Annotated in this window: 16 protein-coding genes and 1 pseudogene; 6 read left to right on the top strand and 11 right to left on the bottom strand. The window is 62.8% G+C overall.

Features of this window, described 5'->3' with window-relative positions; translation table 11 throughout:
* Positions 1–27 precede the first annotated feature (27 nt).
* The 7 genes and pseudogenes from BGI01S_RS11340 to BGI01S_RS11310 all read right to left on the bottom strand — a co-directional run bounded on the left by BGI01S_RS11340 (position 28) and on the right by BGI01S_RS11310 (position 6,726).
* Positions 28–1,461, bottom strand: a complete 1,434-nt coding sequence (locus tag BGI01S_RS11340) for an FAD-dependent oxidoreductase (RefSeq protein ID WP_042325314.1) — start codon at positions 1,459–1,461, stop codon at positions 28–30.
* Entirely contained in the window at positions 1,458–1,766 is a 309-nt protein-coding gene (locus BGI01S_RS11335; RefSeq protein ID WP_042325312.1) for a (2Fe-2S)-binding protein, read from the bottom strand. The genes BGI01S_RS11340 and BGI01S_RS11335 overlap by 4 nt, the downstream gene beginning before the upstream one ends.
* On the bottom strand, positions 1,744–2,847 hold the full coding sequence (locus BGI01S_RS11330; protein ID WP_157004154.1) for an NAD(P)/FAD-dependent oxidoreductase: 1,104 nt from the start codon (positions 2,845–2,847) through the stop codon (positions 1,744–1,746). The genes BGI01S_RS11335 and BGI01S_RS11330 overlap by 23 nt, the downstream gene beginning before the upstream one ends.
* Entirely contained in the window at positions 2,844–3,638 is a 795-nt protein-coding gene (locus BGI01S_RS11325; protein ID WP_042325308.1) for an ABC transporter permease, read from the bottom strand. Before BGI01S_RS11325 ends, BGI01S_RS11330 begins: the two co-directional genes overlap by 4 nt.
* Positions 3,635–4,533: pseudogene (locus BGI01S_RS11320) on the bottom strand (ABC transporter permease). The gene BGI01S_RS11325 and the pseudogene BGI01S_RS11320 overlap by 4 nt, the downstream one beginning before the upstream one ends.
* Positions 4,534–4,547: 14 nt before the next feature.
* Complete coding sequence (locus BGI01S_RS11315; protein WP_042325305.1) at positions 4,548–5,612, bottom strand: ABC transporter ATP-binding protein; 1,065 nt, start codon at positions 5,610–5,612, stop codon at positions 4,548–4,550.
* A gap of 85 nt (positions 5,613–5,697) precedes the next feature.
* Positions 5,698–6,726: an ABC transporter substrate-binding protein gene (locus BGI01S_RS11310; RefSeq protein ID WP_174447399.1), complete on the bottom strand. Its 1,029-nt coding sequence runs from the start codon at positions 6,724–6,726 to the stop codon at positions 5,698–5,700.
* Between the two features lie 140 nt (positions 6,727–6,866).
* Between BGI01S_RS11310 and BGI01S_RS11305 the strand changes: the two genes are divergently transcribed.
* From BGI01S_RS11305 to BGI01S_RS11295, 3 genes are all read left to right on the top strand, one after another.
* Entirely contained in the window at positions 6,867–7,766 is a 900-nt protein-coding gene (locus BGI01S_RS11305; protein WP_232624403.1) for a LysR substrate-binding domain-containing protein, read from the top strand.
* Positions 7,767–8,038: 272 nt separating this feature from the next.
* Positions 8,039–9,631: an NAD(P)/FAD-dependent oxidoreductase gene (locus BGI01S_RS11300; protein WP_042325302.1), complete on the top strand. Its 1,593-nt coding sequence runs from the start codon at positions 8,039–8,041 to the stop codon at positions 9,629–9,631.
* Positions 9,632–9,653: 22 nt separating this feature from the next.
* Positions 9,654–10,043, top strand: a complete 390-nt coding sequence (locus tag BGI01S_RS11295) for a c-type cytochrome (RefSeq protein WP_232624479.1) — start codon at positions 9,654–9,656, stop codon at positions 10,041–10,043.
* A 69-nt stretch (positions 10,044–10,112) separates the two neighbouring features.
* Here the strand turns inward: BGI01S_RS11295 and BGI01S_RS11290 are convergent, their stop codons facing one another.
* Entirely contained in the window at positions 10,113–11,378 is a 1,266-nt protein-coding gene (locus BGI01S_RS11290; RefSeq protein ID WP_042325298.1) for an MFS transporter, read from the bottom strand.
* Between the two features lie 217 nt (positions 11,379–11,595).
* Here BGI01S_RS11290 and BGI01S_RS11285 point away from each other — a divergent pair, with 217 nt between their 5' ends.
* The 3 genes from BGI01S_RS11285 (at position 11,596) to BGI01S_RS11275 (ending at position 15,579) form a co-directional block, all read left to right on the top strand.
* Positions 11,596–13,470, top strand: coding sequence for an alkaline phosphatase family protein (locus BGI01S_RS11285; protein ID WP_052400452.1), 1,875 nt, complete (start codon positions 11,596–11,598; stop codon positions 13,468–13,470).
* A 154-nt stretch (positions 13,471–13,624) separates the two neighbouring features.
* Entirely contained in the window at positions 13,625–14,749 is a 1,125-nt protein-coding gene (locus BGI01S_RS11280) for a cytochrome-c peroxidase (RefSeq protein WP_084585337.1), read from the top strand.
* Positions 14,750–15,279: 530 nt separating this feature from the next.
* On the top strand, positions 15,280–15,579 hold the full coding sequence (locus tag BGI01S_RS11275; protein ID WP_322786962.1) for a hypothetical protein: 300 nt from the start codon (positions 15,280–15,282) through the stop codon (positions 15,577–15,579).
* Between the two features lie 106 nt (positions 15,580–15,685).
* Here BGI01S_RS11275 and BGI01S_RS11270 read toward each other — a convergent pair whose 3' ends face one another.
* The 3 genes from BGI01S_RS11270 to BGI01S_RS11260 form a co-directional block, all read right to left on the bottom strand.
* Positions 15,686–16,066, bottom strand: coding sequence for an SRPBCC family protein (locus BGI01S_RS11270; RefSeq protein ID WP_232624404.1), 381 nt, complete (start codon positions 16,064–16,066; stop codon positions 15,686–15,688).
* 64 nt (positions 16,067–16,130) lie between these two features.
* A complete protein-coding gene (locus BGI01S_RS11265) occupies positions 16,131–17,114 on the bottom strand; it encodes a 2-dehydropantoate 2-reductase (RefSeq protein ID WP_042325950.1) in 984 nt (327 codons plus the stop codon).
* A gap of 50 nt (positions 17,115–17,164) precedes the next feature.
* A complete protein-coding gene (locus tag BGI01S_RS11260) occupies positions 17,165–17,956 on the bottom strand; it encodes a class II aldolase/adducin family protein (RefSeq protein WP_042325293.1) in 792 nt (263 codons plus the stop codon).
* Positions 17,957–17,988: the final 32 nt, after the last annotated feature.

The raw sequence follows: 17,988 nt of genomic DNA, 5'->3' as shown, positions 1-17,988 counted from the left end.
CCGCGGTTCTTACGATAGGGACCACATTCATTTGGGTACAAACTCCGTCGGTTGTGCTGCGTCGAGGTCAGGGACGTGAGACACGGCAAGATCGCCGAGGCTCACCGGTTTGATGGGCGGCCGAATGCGGTAGTACCCCACGTCGGCCACGGGTTTCGCATGCGCCTCGGCGAGCAGTTCGGCCACGGTCAGGCCACATAGCCGTCCCTGGCACGGTCCCATGCCACAGCGGGAGAACGACTTGCTCTGGTTCGGCCCGGTGCAGCCCAGACGGGCCATCGCCCTGATCTCGCCTGCGCTGACTTCCTCGCAACGGCAAACGATGGTTTCGTCGGCGGGACGGCGAAATGCGTCCGCCGGACGATAAAGCGTGTCGAGGAAAGGTCGCACGGCGCGGTGCCGCTCGAGTTGTCGCTGCAACGGAGCAGCCTGTTCGTCACGGGCGTCAACGCTCAGCGCGCCGAGCCGATTCGATACGGCCAGCGCGGTCAGCGCGCCCGCCGTCTCGGCAGCGATGGCGCCGTGAATACCGCCCCCGTCGCCGGCAATGAAGAGATTCGGCACTGTTGTCTCACCCCATGCGTCGGCGCGCGGATGCCAGCAAAGTTGGGCCTCGTCCCAGCGATGCTCGCAGCCGATCGAGCGAGTCAGTTGCACATTGGGCACCACCCCTTGATGCAGCAAAACGATGCTCGCTGCGAGCGTCGACGTACGCCCGTTCGCGGTGTATTGCACGGCTTCCGCACGGCCGTCGCCCTCCACCGAGAGGCGTGCCACATGTCGAATGTGTGGAATGCCGCTGCGCCGGACCGCACTCAGCAGACGCTTGCCCTTGAGCAGATATGCCGGGGTACGCAATGCGCCGGGCAGTTCGGCAAGCGCGCGCCAGTAGTTGCGTGAAGGCGTCGTATCGAGGATCGCCGCCGGCGCCCTGCCCGCCTGGATGAGCTGCCATGCAAACAGATACATTAACGGCCCACTCCCCGCCAGCACCACGGGCCCATCGGGCAGCATCGCCGACGACTTGAGCAGCGTCTGCGCGGCGCCCACCCCCATGACGCCGGGCAGCGTCCAGCCCGGAACCGGGCAAGGCCGTTCGTACGCGCCGTTGGCGATCACCACGGCTTTCGCGCGGATCTGTCCGCTCTTCGCAGCGCCGCCGCGACGCGTCAAGCTGATTTCCAGCGAACGCGTGATCTGCCACACGAGCGTGTCGGGCCAGTAGCGCAGCGAGGCCCGAGCGAAGCGCGTGACGAGGTCCTCACCATAGGTGTAGTCGTCGCCGAGCAGAGCCGCATCGGGCAGTGGCGAGCACCCGGCGTTGCGATAGATTTGTCCGCCCGGCAGCGGGTTCTCGTCGAGCACCACCACGTCGAGGCCGGCACGCGACGCGTCGAGCGCGCACGCCATGCCGGCCGGGCCTGCGCCGATGATCACAAGGTCCACCGTCTCGATCGTCATACCAAGGCCCTCGCGCCAGCCATGGCTTTCACTTCCATCCCGTCGCGCACGCGCACCATGCAGGCCTGCTGGTTCGGCAAGCCGTCGATTTCCACCAGACAATCGAAGCACACACCCATCATGCAATACGGCGCGCGCGGCGCGGCGCCCACCGGGGTATGCCGGAAAACGCCGACTCCGGCATGCAGCAGTGCTGCCGCTACGTTGGCGTATTCCGGCACATCCACCGGACGACCATCGACGACGATCCGCACCGTGCGGGGCGAGGCGCCGTCGATCTGACTAAACAGCGAAACGTTTGGCATAGAAGTAGTCCAGAAGAGAAGGTCGCTGGCCGCCGAGCAACCAGGCAGTCAGCACCTCGCAATGCGCGGCGGCGAGCGTCACGCCGCTGTGGCAGGTGGCGATGAACGCACCGGGATGCGTCGCGGATTCCTCGTAGACAGGCATGCTGTCCGGTGTCATCACGCGTAGTGCGCCCCAGGCGCGCACCACGCGCACGTTTTTCAGCAGAGGGAACTGCGTCACGGCCTTGCGTGCGATGTGCGCGACGATCTCAGGTGTCACGCCGTCGTTCATGCCGACGTCCTCCGCTGATTCACCGAGCAATATCGACCCTTCCTCGGTCTGTCTCACCGAGAGCGTCGGGTACTTGAGGAATGGACGCACGCGTTCCGTCACGAGGATCTGACCGCGCAGCGGAACGACGGGTGCGCTCAGTCCGACCATCGGCGCGAGGTCGCGGTTGCCGAGACCCGCGCATAGCACGACGCGCCCGGCTTCGAGCGTGCGCTTGCCGGTGTCGATACGAAAGCCGCCGTTCGCGCGTTCAATCGACTTCACGGGAGCCTCCGGCACGTATTCACCGCACGCGCGCTCGAATGCGAGGAACAGGGCCCGCAGCGTATAGAGCGGGCTCACGTGACCGTCGTTTTCGGAGTAGACCGCACCGGCCACGTTCTGGCCGATCTCCGGGATGCGTTCAGTCAGTTGCTGGCGGTCGAGGATGTCGTAGGTGAGGCGTGCATCGCGGGCGTGTAACTGACGCAGCGTATCCACACTGCCCGCAAGCGCGTCGTCGGTAAGGGCAATGCTGATGCCGCCCGGGCGCGAGTAGCCGAGACTGAGCGACGACGCTTCTTCGAGCTCCGTCGCGAACGCTGGCCAAAGCAACGCCGATTCGAGCGACCAGCGACCGTAATCGACCTGCTTCCTGCCTTTGCCCGATACCCAGATCAGGCCGAAGTTTCCGCGTGCAGCACGTACGCTTGAATCCTCTCCATCGAGCACGATCGTTTTCTGGCCGCGTTTGGCGAGCCCGTAAGCGATCGCCATCCCGACCAGCCCCCCGCCGACGATCGCAAAGTCATATTCCTGTTTCATCAATGCTTCCCCATCAGAACCTTGTCGAGCCCGACGAGCCTGTCGAGTGCGAACATCAGGCCGAGCGTGACGGCCATGATCACCGTGGCGACTGCCGCGACCATCGGATCGACGGTTTCAGTCATGCTCATGTAGATGCGCACCGGCAATGTGATCGTGGTCGGCGCAGCGATAAAGATCGTTGCGGTCAACTCGTCGAAGCTGCTTGCGAAACCCAGCACCCAGCCGGCGGCAATACCCGGCACCAGCGCGGGCAACGTGATGCGCCGAAAGGTGGTCCATGCATTCGCCCCGAGCGAGACGGCGGCGTGCTCGGCATCGCGCGTGGCCGCGACCAGCGACGCCATGATGAGCCGCAGGCAGTACGGGAACACCAGCATTACGTGCGCCATCACGAGCGAGACGAACGACCCGGACACACCAACGCGCGTGAACAGCTGCAACAGCGCGACACCCAGCACGACGGGTGGAATCATCAGTGGCGAGAGCAGCAGCGAAGTGATCGTGTCGCGACCGGCAAAGCGATAGCGCGTCAGACCCAGAGCGGCTGGCACGCCTAGCATCGCCGCTAGCGTCGCGGAGAGTGTCGCGAGCCACAGACTGTTCGAAAACGCCTGCGTGAAATCCGGATTGCCAATGAGCGCCCTGAACCAGCGGGTCGAAAAATGAATGGTCGGCACGCTGAGCAGATTGCCCGGCGTGAAGGCGACGAGACAGACGATCGCAAGCGGCGCGATCAGAAACACGGTGAACGCGGCATGAAAGCCAAGCGCAAACGGACCGTTTCGATTCATGATGCGGCCTCCCCAAGACGACGCTTGAGGCGTCGCTCGACAACGCGGCTGTAGAGCGCGACGGTGCCGAGATTCAGCACGAGCAGGCATACCGCGATCGCTGCGCCCATCGGCCAGTTCATGCTGTGCAGGAACTCGTCGTAGGCCGCCGTTGCGACCACCTTGAGGCGCCGCCCGCCGATCAGCGCAGGCGTCGCGAACGCACTCGCACTCAGTGCGAACACGATCAGGCTCCCGGACAGAATGCGGGCGCGGTCTGCGGCAGGACGATGCGCCGCCATACCGTGAGCGGGCCGGCGCCGAGCGAGATGGCGGCGTTGGCGATCTGCGGATCGATGCTTTGCAACGAGGTCCAGACGGACAGCACCATCAACGGCACCAGCGCATGCACCAGCACGACCACCACTGCCGTAAACGAGAACAGCATCTGCGGCGGCGCGTCGACCAGATGAAGGCGGACGAGCAGTTGCGCGACGACGCCCTGTCCGTCGAGCAGAATCGACCAGCCGAGCGTGCGCACGACGGCCGAGATGAACAGCGGCCCGAGCGTGAGAATCAGAAAGAACGCGCGCCAGCGAGCCGACATGCGAAAGATGAAATACGCCTCGGGTACGCCCAGCACGATCGTTCCCAGCGTCACGCTGATCGCGAGTCCGAAAGTGCGCAGGAATATCGCGTGGTAGTACGGGTCGGTGACGATCTGTACGTAGTTATGCCAGGAGTAGACGTCGAGCACCCCGCCCGACGCCGCGTCGAAGCCTTGCAGGCTCAGCACGCCGACGAGCGCCATCGGAACGATGAGCAGCAACGCGAAGAGCAGCGTGACGGGCGTGACGAGGAGCGGACCGTTCAGCCGCCTGCGGCGCGTTGCGTCCGGTTGCAGCGGCCGGATCATGGGGCGGGCGGCGCTCATCGCGTGGCCCCCACGGTACGCGGTGCGAGCGGACGCAGCGCGCCGCCGGGCCAATTGAGCCCGACCGCGTCTCCCACCTTCGCCACGTGGCCGCCACCATTCGCAAGCTGGACCTGCAGCTCGCCGATATCGGTACTCACGTTGACCGACCAGCAGTTGCCGTGAAACGCGCACGCTTTGACCAGCCCGTCCACGTGTCCTGCCCCGCTTGCGACCAGCTCGATGCGCTCGGGACGTAGCGAGAACGCGTATTCGCCGCACGCGTGCGGCGCGTCGAGCGGCAGACTCGCGGGCCCTACTTTGAGCACCCGCGCCACGCCGTCGTGCGTCACCTGTCCGTGCAGCACATTGGCGCGGCCGATAAAGTCCGCGGCGAAGAGACTGCGGGGATCGTCATAGATGCCGGTCGGCGTATCGAAGCGGACCACGGCGCCCTGATCCAGTAGCGCGACGCGATCGCTGATTGCCAATGCTTCAGCCTGGTCGTGCGTGACCATGATGGTGGTGGTGCCGACCTTCTGCTGGATTGCGCGTAACTCGGCCTGCATGTCGTGACGCAGTTTCGCGTCGAGGTTGGACAGCGGCTCGTCGAGCAGCAGCAATGGCGGCTCGATGACCAACGCGCGTGCGAGCGCGACTCGCTGACGTTGCCCTCCCGACAGTTCGCGCGGGTATTTCGCGGCATGGCGGCCGAGTTGAACCAGGTCGAGCGCGGCGACGCACCGGCGCTTGCGCGCTGCCCGATCGACGCGCCTCATCTGCAGCCCGAACTCGACGTTCTCCGCAATCGTCATGTGAGCAAACAACGCGTAACTCTGGAACACGATGCCGAGCCCGCGCCTGGCAGGCGGTGTGCCGAGAAGCGATCGGCCTTCGAGGCTGATATCGCCCGATGTAGGTTCGACGAAACCGGCGATCATCTGCAGGGTCGTCGTCTTGCCGCAACCCGATGGTCCAAGCAGGGAGACGAACTCGCCGCGCGCGACGTCGATGCTGAGACCGTCGACCACGACAGTCTCGCCGTACTGCTTGTTCAGGCGTTCGATCCGTAAATAAGTCATGACTGGGTGGACCCTGCGATTCCTCTGGCGACAACGGAAAGGCACCTGGCGGCGTCGCCCGCCGCTTTCAGGTGCCGATGACCAATCAGCGTTCTACGTCACGATTCCATTGCTGGGTCCACGTCGCGCGCTTGTCGTTGACCACGTCCCAGTCGACCTTGAGCATCTTCGCGACGGCACCGGGAGCCGAGACACGCGCGGCGACCGCCGGCGTCAACTGGGTGAGCTTGTTGACCGGCGCGACACCCTCTTCTTCCGCGTACATCGCCTGGATTTCCGGTGACAACGAGAACTGCACGAACTTCTGGGCGAGATCGTTCGGCGCGTCGTGTTTGACCGGGCACATGCTCAGACCCAGCACCACCGCGCCTTCTTTTGGCGCGACGAACTTGACCGGCACGCCCTGGTTGCGCAACGCCTGCGTGCGGCCATCGCCCCATGCCGCAAGCGCAATGGTGTCCGTCTGGAACAGTTCGGAGATTTTTCCCGGCGACGGATCGAACGACAGCACGTTCGGTGCGATCGATGTCTTCACCGTGTCGAAACCAGGCTGGATGTTCTGCTCGCTGCCGCCGTTCAGACGGGCGAGCACGATCAGCGCCTGCAAGCCGTAGCCGTTGCTGATCGTGGGAAATTCGACCTTGCCTTTGTAGCGCGGGTCGGCGAGGTCGTGCCATGAGGTCGGCGGCGCCCACCCCTTCGCGGCAAACAGGCGCTCGTTGTAGACGAGGCCGGTGGCGTTCAGCCCGATCGTCACCGCCTTGTTGCTCTTGAAACGGGCGACGTCGTACAGGTTCCTGTAGACCGGCGCGTCGGTGGGGGTGTCGCAAAAGCCGAGCTGGATCGCCTGATACATCGGACCGTCGTCGAGAAACACGACGTCGAGGCTCTGTCTGCCTTTTTGCGCCTGAAGCCGCGCCATAGTTGTCGTGGAATCGCCCGGAACGACGACTACCTTGACGTTGTTGGCCTTCTCGAACGGCGGAATGATCTTTTCCCGCAGGAGTTGTTCGAAGGATCCGCCGAAGGCGCCGACGTAGAGCGTCGGCTCGGCGTGGGCCTGCGTGGCAGCAAGAGCGCTGGCGAGCATGATCGGGACGATACGTTTGCGCATTGAGTTCTCCATCGATGTTGGAATGTTATGCTGATGTTTATCCTGCCCATTTCGGCGACGAAGACAGTTTTGTGCGCCAAATCAACACCGTCAAATTAGAAATTTGTGCTTATCGATGCCTAAATGTTATGGAGCAAGGAATGAAGAGCCGGCAGCTTGAAGCTTTCCGGGCCGTGATCCTGCGGCAGTCGATTACGCGGGCAGCCGAGATGCTGCACATCACGCAACCGGCCGTGACACGCCTGATCCTCGATCTGGAGACGGAAATCGGCTTCAGCCTGTTCACACGTGAAAAAGGCCGACTGTTCCCCACGTCGGACGCGCTGCTGCTCTATCAGGAAGTGGAGCGCTCATTTGTCGGCGTCGAGCGCATCGCCCATGCGGCACAGCAGATTCGCTCGCTCACACGGGGATCGCTGAACATCGCGGCGGCGCCCGCATTGGCGTTGAACCTGCTACCGGAGTGGATTACCGATTTCACACAGGCACACGATGGCGTGACCGTGTCGCTACTCGTTCACGGCACGAAGATGGTTGGAGAGCTTGTGGCAAGCGAGCAATGCGACATCGGATTCGTGACGTACACGACATGGCAGCCCGGCGTACGACTCGAGACGTTGTTCAGCGCTGATATGAAATGCATCTTGCCCAAGGGACACCGGCTTTCGCGCAAGCGGGTCATTACCCCCGAAGACCTGGCCGGCGAGAAGTTCATTTCGTTTCCGCGGGAGTACGATACGCGGCGCATTGTCGACGATATCTTCGCCGAGCGGCAAATTGAACGCGTGATGAGCGCGGAGTGCCAGTTGTCAGCGGCGATAGCAACGTTTGTCGCGCGCGGCGCGGGCGTTTCGGTCATCGATCCGGTATCGACCGATTACTTGAGCGAGGGAGTGTCGGTCCATGGCTTTGCGCCCGCCATTCCGTTTGAATACGGTGCCGTCACATCCGACAGGCAGCCGTTGTCGCGTCTCACGAGCGCGTTCGTGGAGTTCGTTCGGGAGAAGGTGAAGGAGAGAACCGCTCAACGTCGTGCCTGATTTGCAATGGGCGAGTTCAGCGGAAGTGGGCAACTTCCTGACGTCCGCGCCACAACTGGAGGCGCCACCACCCACATCGTTCTCTCACCGCCGGCATTTCTCGCGTTCGATCCACGACGCCCAACGGGTGATCGCATAAAATGACTGGTCCGTTGCGGTACGCCCAGACGCGATCCCCAACCATGCAAATCCAGATGACTTGGGCCGTGGCAATCCGCGACGCCATCTGGTTCGTTCGCCATCGTTTCTCTCCAGTCGGGCACCACGTCCTTATGTCGAGAATGACCGCAAATGCGATGAGTCGCCGGCACCTGCTGACGCTGATCGGCAAGAACCTCGGCGCGGCCGCCATGATGCAAGGCATGAGCACGCTCGGTTTTGCCGCTACCTCGACCTACGCCGGACCGATCAGACTCGACGGCGCGCCCAAAGGAACGCGCATTCTCGTGCTCGGCGCGGGCATGGCTGGCCTCGTCGCGGCCTTCGAGTTGAGGAACGCGGGCTACCACGTGCAGGTGCTCGAGTACAACGACCGCGCCGGTGGTCGGGCCTGGACTGTCAGGGGTGGTGATCGTTATACCGAACTGGGCGGCGCCACCCAGTACTGCGATTTCGCCGACGGGCTTTATCTGAACCCGGGGCCGTGGCGCATTCCGTATCATCACCAGGGCGTACTCGACTACGCCAGGCGCCTGAAGGTGCCGCTCGAGCCGTTCATCCAGGTCAATTACAACGCGTACCTGCATTCGACGGAGGCTTTCGGTGGCAAGCCGCAGCGATTCCGGGCGGTGCAGACCGACTATCAAGGCTATGTCGCCGAACTGCTTTCCAAAGCAATCCGCAAGGACGCACTCGATGAGGCGTTGTCGGCCGAAGATGCGCATCTGCTACTCGAATCCCTGCGCCAATGGGGTGCGCTCGGTCGGGAAGGTCGCTATGAGGCAAGCCGGCGAAGCAGTGAACGCCGTGGTTTCGCGATCGCGCATGGCGGTGGGCTGATGCCCAGGGCCGTGCCGTCGGATCTGCTCCCGCGCGACGCCTTGCTTGCATCGCATTTGTGGCAATGGCTCTCGTCCGGGAACGAGCAGGACTACCAGAGCGCGATTTTCCAGCCCGTCGGCGGCATGGACAGGATTGCCCATGCGCTTTATTCGCAGGTCGCGAGCGCCGTCGTGCTCAACGCCAGAGTCACGGCCATCTTGCAGCACGAGCAAGGCGTCACGGTGCGCTATACCGATACGACCACCCGAACGGAACGGAACGAGCACGCGGACTGGCTGGTGTGCACCATTCCGCTGTCGATTCTGAGTGAGATCGACATCGCGGTCGGCCCGGCCATGCGTGCGGCGATCGATGCGGTGCCCTACGAGACATCGGTGAAAATCGGGTTGCAATTCGGCCGGCGATTCTGGGAAGAAGACGAACAGATCTACGGCGGCATTACGCATACCGACCTGCCGGTCTCGACGATCGGCTATCCGGCAACAGGGTACGGATCGAGCGGTCCCGCAGTGCTGCTCGGCGCCTACATGTGGGGGCCCGCCAGCTATGAGATCGGTGCGCTGCCTCCTGCCGAACGGATCGCGGTGGCATTGAGCCAGGGCAGCCAGATTCATCCGCAGTACGCGCGCGAGTACCAGAACGGCTTCGCGATGAGCTGGAGCCGATCGCCGTTTACGAATGGCTGCTTCGCCGCGTGGACGGATGAGTTGAGACAGGCGCATTACGCGAATCTCTGTCAGATCGATGGACGAATCGTCCTTGCCGGCGAGCACGCCTCCCATATCCCGGCATGGCAGGAAGGCGCCGTGCTGTCGTCGCTGGATGCGATCACTCGCCTGCATCGGAGAATCGTCAATGGATAGGTCGACGTGGATCTTCAGCGTGATGCTGCTCGCCTTGCTGATCGGAGCCGCGACCGTATCGGCTCAGGCCGTGGCACAGGACGTACCGCACGCCTTCACGATTTCGCCGGGCTACCGCTTCACCGAACAAAGCGGCGAGGCGCTTTACAACGCGACCTGCGCGGGATGCCATATGCCGGATGGAAAAGGCGCCCAGGGCGCGGGTCACTACCCGGCGCTCGCCGACAACCCGGCAGTCGAAGCGGCACCCTACGTCATCGTCAACGTACTGCACGGCCGAAAGGCGATGCCGGCGTTCGGCGACGCGATGAATGACGATCAGGTCGCGGCCGTCGTCAACTACACGAGAACCCATTTCGGCAATCGCTTTGCCGGAAGTGTCACGCCGAGCCAGGTGAGAAGTCTGCGCTGAGTTCGCGTGGCATCGCTATCGATGCGTGGCGTGGCCACGCGAGCTTCAGTTTCAACGCTGAAATTCCGATTAAGCGTCCTGGCATCCGGTCTCCGGCATCAGGCACGCGAACACGATCAACGCGACCGCGGCGATCGACGCGAGGATCAGATACGCCGTGACAAAGCCGAAGCGATCGACGACGAGGCCGCCTACCACATTGCTCAGCGCCGCCCCGATGCCGACGCACAGCGCCATCAGTCCTTGCGCGAGATTGAAGCGCCCGGTGCCGCGCATCAGGTCCGACGTGATCACCACCGCAACCACCCCGAAGATGCCGGCAGCAACGCCATCGAGCAGTTGGATAGCGACAATGGCATAGGGATTGGCCGTCAGACAGTACAGCAGCCCGCGCACCGGCAAAATCGTGAGCGCGACGAGGAAAATCGTCTTTCTGCCGACGGCGGCTTTCAACGCGCGTCCAACCATGGCTGCGACCGCGATCATCACGAGTTGCGCGGCAATCACGCACGCGCCGAGCGCGATCACGTCCATACCCGGATGCACTTTCGCTATCCGTTGGCCTGCGAGCGGCAGCATCGCCGCATTGCCGAAGTGAAACAGCACGACCGTCAACAGAAAAATGCGCAGCCGCCGGTCGCGCCAGAGATCGATGAATGGCGCCGGGCGATGCGCGTCGCCTTGGGCGCGCGTCGTTTCACCGCCGCGCGCCAACTCGTGATCGATGTCGCGCGGATCGATCAGCAGCACGACGAGGGCGCTTGCTACCGCGAAACCGCACACCAGATAAAAAAGCCAGTACACGCCTGCAAACTGGCCGAGTGCGCCCGCCAGCGTAGCCGCCGTGAAGTTCCCCGCGTGATTGAAGCTCTCGTTGCGCGCGACCCGCGCCGGCAGCAACCTGTGTCCGACGATGCCGAGACTGAGCGCGGCAATGCACGGTGGAATGATTGCTGCCGCAGCGCCAAGGACGATCTGCGCGCCGAGCACGACGGGCAGACGCGGAAACGCCGCGATCGACAGGCACGCGGCAGCGACCAGGAGACCGGATAGCGCGATCAGCAGGCGCTTCGCCCGGAGCGAATCGACCAGCATGCCCGATGGAATCTGGCAAACCGCCGCAGAAAGGCTGCTCGCCGCCATCACGATGCCGATGTTGCCCGAGCTCCAGTGCTGACTGCCCATCAGAAATACGGACAGAAACGGCCCCAGCCCGTCCCGTACATCCGCCATCAGAAAGTTCAGGCCGTCGAGACCGCGCAGACTGCCGCGATGGACAGGCGTCCGGTCCGGACTGGCCGCTTTATCGGCGGTGGCTGCGGGCCCTGAACTCATGCGCATGCACTCCGTCGGTTTGCCTCAGGTTGCGGGGAGCAACTGCGATGCCCGCACTCCCAACCCATTACCCGGATGTAACGGTACTTTCATATAACTGACTTAAGCTCCTGCGCCGATGCAATAAATCCACCAATCGGGCGAAGTGGCGCAAAGACGCTGCTTGCCCGGCATACGACGGGAACCCCACGTGACTTTATCGAAGAGCAAGAACTTGATGTGGCGAAAGGGTGCCTTTGCCCTGCTGGCCAGCATCGGCGTCGCAGCCGGTTTGACCGCCTGTGGCGGGAACGTCGACGGTACGACCGAGGACTCGACGCCGAAGGTTTCCGGTCAGGTACTCGGCAGCTACATCCAGAATGCCAGGGTCTGTCTCGACCTGAACGACAACGGCAAGTGCGACAGCGACGAACCGACTACGTCGAGTGACGCCAAGGGCAAATTCTCGATTGGCGACAAGAGCAACGGCAGCTGGAAGAACGTGGTCGCCGATCTGACCAACGCCCAGGAAAACGATGCCAATGGTAAAGACATGGGCACCCGGTTCGGCTCCGGCGCGTTCTTCCGCGCGCCCAAGGGCGCGACCGGCACCGTGAGCGCCATCACCACGCAACTGGCTCAGCTCGTTGCAGGCGGCGCCGTACTGGGCGACGCGAAGAGCACGCTGGCGACCCGATACAGCGGCGTGTCCGCCGACAAGCTGCTGGGCGACTTCAACACCGACACCAGCCTTGCCAGCGTGAAGGCCGCCAGCGACGACTACATCAAGACGGTCGTTGGTTCAAAGGCTGTTCGTCACGTCTTCGTGATCACGTTGGAAAACAAGAACTACGACGAATCGTTTGGTACGGGTTCGGCCACCAGCGGCCAGGACCCGTATCTCAAGTCGCTCGCTCCGCAAGGCGCGCTGCTGACCAACTACTACGGCACCGGCCACGTCAGCCTGGACAACTACATCTCGTTGATGAGCGGCCAGCCTTCGACCGTCGATACCGAGACCGACTGCTTCAGCATATGGTCCGACATCGTCGATGCCGGCAACGACAGCGCCAATCCGAAAGTCCTCAAGGCCGGTACGGATGCGAACGGTCACGCCGGTGGCGGATGCGTCTATCCGGCCCGCGTCAAGACGCTCGGCAACCAGCTCGATAACGCCAAGTTCACCTGGAAGGGTTACATGGGCGATATGGGCAACGATCTGAACCGTGACGGCACGAAGTCGTGCAGCTTCCCGACCCGCACCGCGAAGCTGGCCGGCTCGGATCCGGCGAAGGCCGTCGACGGTACCCAGTCCGCTCAGGCAGGTTCCGCATCCGGCGACGTCAAGGCCGACGCCTACGCGACCCGTCACAATCCGTTCGTGTACTTCCACGCGATCATCGACGACATCAACTATTGCGACCAGCACGTCGTGAATCTGGACGACAACCTGGAGAACGATCTGAAGTCCGTCGACACTACGCCGAACTTCGTGTTCATCACGCCGAACCTGTGCGATGACGGCCACGACGGCGACGGCACGGGTGCGGCAGGCAAGGGTTGCAAGAGCGGAGCGCCTGGCGGCCTGACCTCGATCGACGCGTTCCTGAAGAAGTGGGTTCCGATTATTCAGGCTTCGGCGGCTTACAAGCAGGACGGTCTGATCATCATCAACTTCGACGAGTCCAACGCGGCCAGCTCGCCGATGACCACGTCGTTCAACTCCAGCTACTCGCAGATGAATCTCACGATCAATCTGCCGGGCGCTTCGTGCTGCACGCAGCAGGCTGGTCCGAACGTCAAGCGTCCCGAAGACCAGGTCATGTCCACGCTGCCGATTGCCTACGCATCGACGCTGGGCATCAACACCGCACTGCTTCCGTCGACTGTCCAGTTGATCCAGATCGGCATGCACTATGACGGCGTTGGCGGTGACCGCACGGGCGCAGTGCTGCTGTCGCCGTTCATCAAGGCGGGCACCACTACCGATACCGGCTACAACCACTACTCGCTGCTCAAGAGCCTGGAAAACCGTTTCGGTATCCCCGAATATCTGGGCTATGCGGACGATCCGAACCTCGCGACTTTCGGTTCCGACATCTTCAACCAGTAAAAGATAGATGCTCTTTCCCAGTACTAAAGGGACCGTCCGGGGGGCGGCCCTTTTTTTAATTTCCTGTCTCTTCCTGACGGCATGCGGCCGCGAGGAAGAAGCCATTGGTGCCCCCGCCGCCACTACCGTTTCCGCTGCGCCTTCGAACAAGGACATGGCCGAGATCGGCAAACTGGCCTTTTTCGATCCGTCGCTGTCGGCGTCAGGCAAACAGTCGTGCGCGAGCTGTCACAGCCCGGCGCATGCCTACGGTCCGCCCAACGGCCTCGCCGTGCAACTCGGCGGCCCGGACATGAAGCATCCCGGCGCACGAGCCACGCCTTCGTTGCGTTATCTGCGCCGCGTGCCGATCTGGACGCACACCTATGCGAGCAGCTTCAAGGAACGCCTTGAGGACGGCGATAACATGCCGTCCGGAGGCTACACCTGGGACGGGCGCTTCGACCGCCCCGCCGATCAGGCCGCCTTCCCCCTGCTGAACCCCGACGAGATGGCCAATGCGGATGCTGCCGACGTAACGGCCAAATTGAGCAGGAGTGCTTATGCCGCGCGTTTTATCCAGGTGTTCGGCCGGGACATTTTCTCGCGCCCTGCCGACGCGCTCGCGGCGCTGGGTAAAGCGCTCGAACGGTTTCAGTTCGACGATCCCAGTTTCCAGCCTTTCGACAGCAAGTTCGATCAGGTACTGAACGGCAAGGCGCAGTTCAGCACGCAGGAAGCCCGTGGCCTCGCCCTATTCAACGATCCGGATCGCGGCAACTGCGCATCGTGCCACCTGGTCGAAAAAGGCGCTGCCGGCGCACACCCGACGTTCACCGACTACAACTTCCAGACGCTAGGCGTGCCGCGCAATCCGGAGATCCCGGCTAACGCGGACCCGAAGTACTACGACATGGGACTGTGCGGCCCATTCCGGACCGACAAGGCCAACACCGACTGGTACTGCGGTATGTTCAGGACGCCTACGCTACGCAACGTCGCCACGCGCGGCGCGTTCTTCCACAACGGCCGCTTCCACACGCTGGAAGACTCGTTGCGCTTCTACGTGCAACGGGACACCAACCCGGAGAAGTGGTATCCGCATCCTGGCGGCAAGCAACGGTTCGACGACCTGCCGGTGAAGTACCAGAGGAACGTCGACCATATCAATGCGCCGATGACGAATCACAAGGGCGGCAAGCCGGTCTGGTCGGAGGGCGATATCCGCGATGTGATCGCGTTTCTCAAGACCTTGAACGATAGCGATGCGCAGATGGTGGGAAGCACCGCAACGCATTGAGGTTTGAAGCCGCTCAATCGGGTCTGCGCGCGATGCACGACACGTAATACATCGCGCGTGGATTTCGCCTTCTGAACTACACACGGTCCAGTCGCCGATGACTGCCTGACTGATCAGAACCCGAAGGATGATGTCCAGAATGGCTGTGTTCGTCGCAGTCATCTTTCACGACGCTGCATTCCTCCGCGTGGCCGGAAAGCCGCGAAACACCGGAGAACGGCCGACGCACATGATCCGGCAGATCGTCCCCTGTCCATCGCGAACCAGCACTACAGGGTCGTCGAGCGCGACGATGAGCGTGGACACGGCGACCGAATCGGGCAACCTGCTCACATCGATCCGACGCCCCAGCGGCGGTCGAAGCGATAGATATATCGGCCGCATCCCTCGCCAACGAAGACGCGCCGTCCATCGTCGGTCACGCAGATGCCTTCAACTCACGGTTTTCAGATTTGTGACAGTCAACGATTTTTCTTTTTTAACAAAGCTTTATATTGCATTGCAGCAAAATGCGTATAGACTGAAAACCAATGACTACCGCCGTAAGTTTCGATATGACGGGGAGCGCCATGCCGACTTTCCTGGCTTCACACCGCCCAACCGTCCCTGAATTGCACGTTTTCCAGCAAGATGGAAGCTGGCATTGGGGTATCACCGTCCCGCGAGTGGCGGGAAGCGGATTCAAACTCATCGCTTTCAGTGAAAGCCGCTTTTCGCTGGAAGAGGCCGCGCGCGCCGACGGGAGCGCGGCGCTGGCGCTTCTTGCAGATAAGGCCCACGCAACCGACTCGCCGCCGTTGTCGCTTGTGACGGATTTCCAACGGGAATAAGCGGGCGGTGGAGAATTACGTCCGGGTCCGGCGGGGGACCGTCGCGCGGATATTCAGTTTGAACATTGTGTGTTGTCGTGCGCGGCTTAATGCCAGGGCATGACGATTATCCGGCTTCCAGCAGTTCTTTAAGTTTGTTCAAGTCACGCAAGACCCATTCCGAATCGGCGGCGAATTTTTCGTCGCTCATGCCTGGCACACGGAACAACGTGAACTGAACTTCGGTGCCCGTGCCATTCGCGATCACGCGCATCGGCACGTAAATCTCACTGCCATCGGACAACTCGACGTAGTGATCGAGCACGCCGTATCTATTCGGTTCGGTGAAGCGGATCTTGACGGGACCCGTCTCGCCCTCGAATCGCCAAACGGTTCCTTCGTTGCCGAGAGGCTTGCCGAGACCCGATGCCCAACGCGAGAACGACGCAGGCCGCGCCATGAAGTCATACACGTCCGGCTGGGTCCGCTGGATCGATATGCTGATCATTTTCGATTCGGCCATTGTCACGGTGACGCGATCCTCAAGCTGGATATGAGGGCAACCCGCAATCTCACTGCCGCGGATACAAGCCCAACGTGCTCGCATGCAAACGCGCGAGCCCGAGCAGCGCATCCGTATACGGCGTCGCGACCCGCGTCAGTTGCCCCAACTCGCGCACCGCGCCCACCAGCGCGTCGAGTTCGACCGCCTTGCCCGCCTGCACGTCCTGCAGCATCGACGTTTTCATCGCGCCCAGTTTCAACGTGACCTCGTGACGGTCCGCCGGCGCCTGGTCGATCGGAATGCCGAAACGCGCGCCGATCTCCTTCGCCTCCAGCATGATGCTCGTGACGAAACCGCGCACCAGTTCGTCGCCGAGAATCCGGTCGGTCGTCGCACCTGTGATCGCGCTGACCGGATTCATCGTCATGTTGCCCCACAGCTTGTACCAGACGTCGCGCTGAATCTGCGCCGACATCGTCGCGTTGAAGCCTGCCGCCACGAGCGTTTGCGTCAGCGCCGCCACACGCTCGCTCGCCTCGCCGGTCGCCTCGCCGACGATCAGCCCATTGCCCTGATGATGCCGGATCACGCCCGGCGCTTCGACGAGGCAGCTCGCATGCACCACGCAGCCCACGGTCTGCGCGCTGGGAATCGCCGCGGCGATCGCGCCGTTCGGATCGATCGACTTCAAGCGCCGGCCGGCGAAATCGCGGCCGAGTCCGTCGCAGAACCACCACGGCACGCCGTTCATAGCGGTCAGCACGATCGTTTGCGGGCCGAGCAGCGGCGCGATCTGCGCGGCCACCGATGCCATCGCCGGCCCCTTGACCGCGACCACCACGAGATCCTGCACGCCGAAGTCGGCGGGCTTGTCGCTCGCCTTCACCTGCACGGTCTGCGTGAGCCCGCCTTCGATCAGCCGCAAGCCGTGCTCGTGCAATGCCTCGAGCGTCGCGCCACGCGCCACCACGCCGACTTCGTGGCCGGCCTGCGCGAGCTTGACGCCCGTCCAGCCGCCGATCGCGCCCGCGCCGTAGATAACAACTTTCATCGCTTCGATCCTGGTTGATTCGTGCATGAGTTCATGGGTTAATTCGCGCTTCAATCCTTGTAGCTCGCGTCGATGCGATCCACTCGCCGCACCAGCGCGTCGTATACGTCCTGCCCCGCGCCGTGCTTCGGATCGAACTGCAACGCGTCGCGTGAGCAGCGGATCGCCACCGCTTCCGGCACCGGCCGCGCGCGGCCCATCGCGAACGTGGCCATCTGGATTTCGCAGGCGCGATTGAGCGTCCACAGGATCGCGAAAGTTTGCGGCAACGTGCGGCCCCATGCAAGCAAGCCGTGATTGCGCAGAATCACCGCCTGTTTGTCGCCGATATGTTCCAGCAAACGCGGGCCCTCCTCCGCGTGCACCGTGATGCCCTCGAAGTCGTGATACGCGATGCGGTCGTGCAATTGCGCGCTATAGAAATTGGTCTGCTGCAAGCCGTCTTCCAGACACGCGACCGCGACGCCCGCCGTGGTGTGCGTGTGCATCACGCAGTGCGCGTCGGGCAAGCCCTCGTGAATCGCGGCATGCACGACGAACCCGGCCGGATTCACCGGATACGGCGAGCGGTCGAGCACACGTCCTTGCGAATCGATCTTCACGAGATTGCTCGCCGTCACTTCGCTGTAGTGCAGCCCGAATGGATTGATCAGGAACTGCCGCTCGCCGTCGCTCACACTCGCGGGCACCCGCAACGTGATGTGGTTGTAGATCATCTCGGTCCAGCCGAGCAGGTCGAAGATCCGATAGCACGCAGCGAGCTGGACGCGAGCATGCCATTCGTCGGGGTGCATGGCGGGGGTCTTCGGCAAAGTGGCCAGCTGCTTTTCAAGGGTCGTCATCGAGGTCTCCATGTTTATCGTTCTTCCTGTGC

Origin of the sequence: Paraburkholderia ginsengisoli NBRC 100965 (assembly GCF_000739735.1) — a bacterium.
Taxonomy (GTDB): Bacteria; Pseudomonadota; Gammaproteobacteria; order Burkholderiales; family Burkholderiaceae; genus Paraburkholderia; species Paraburkholderia ginsengisoli.
The sequence above is the reverse complement of the archived record's forward strand: the minus strand, read 5'-3'. Positions and strand labels throughout refer to the sequence as shown.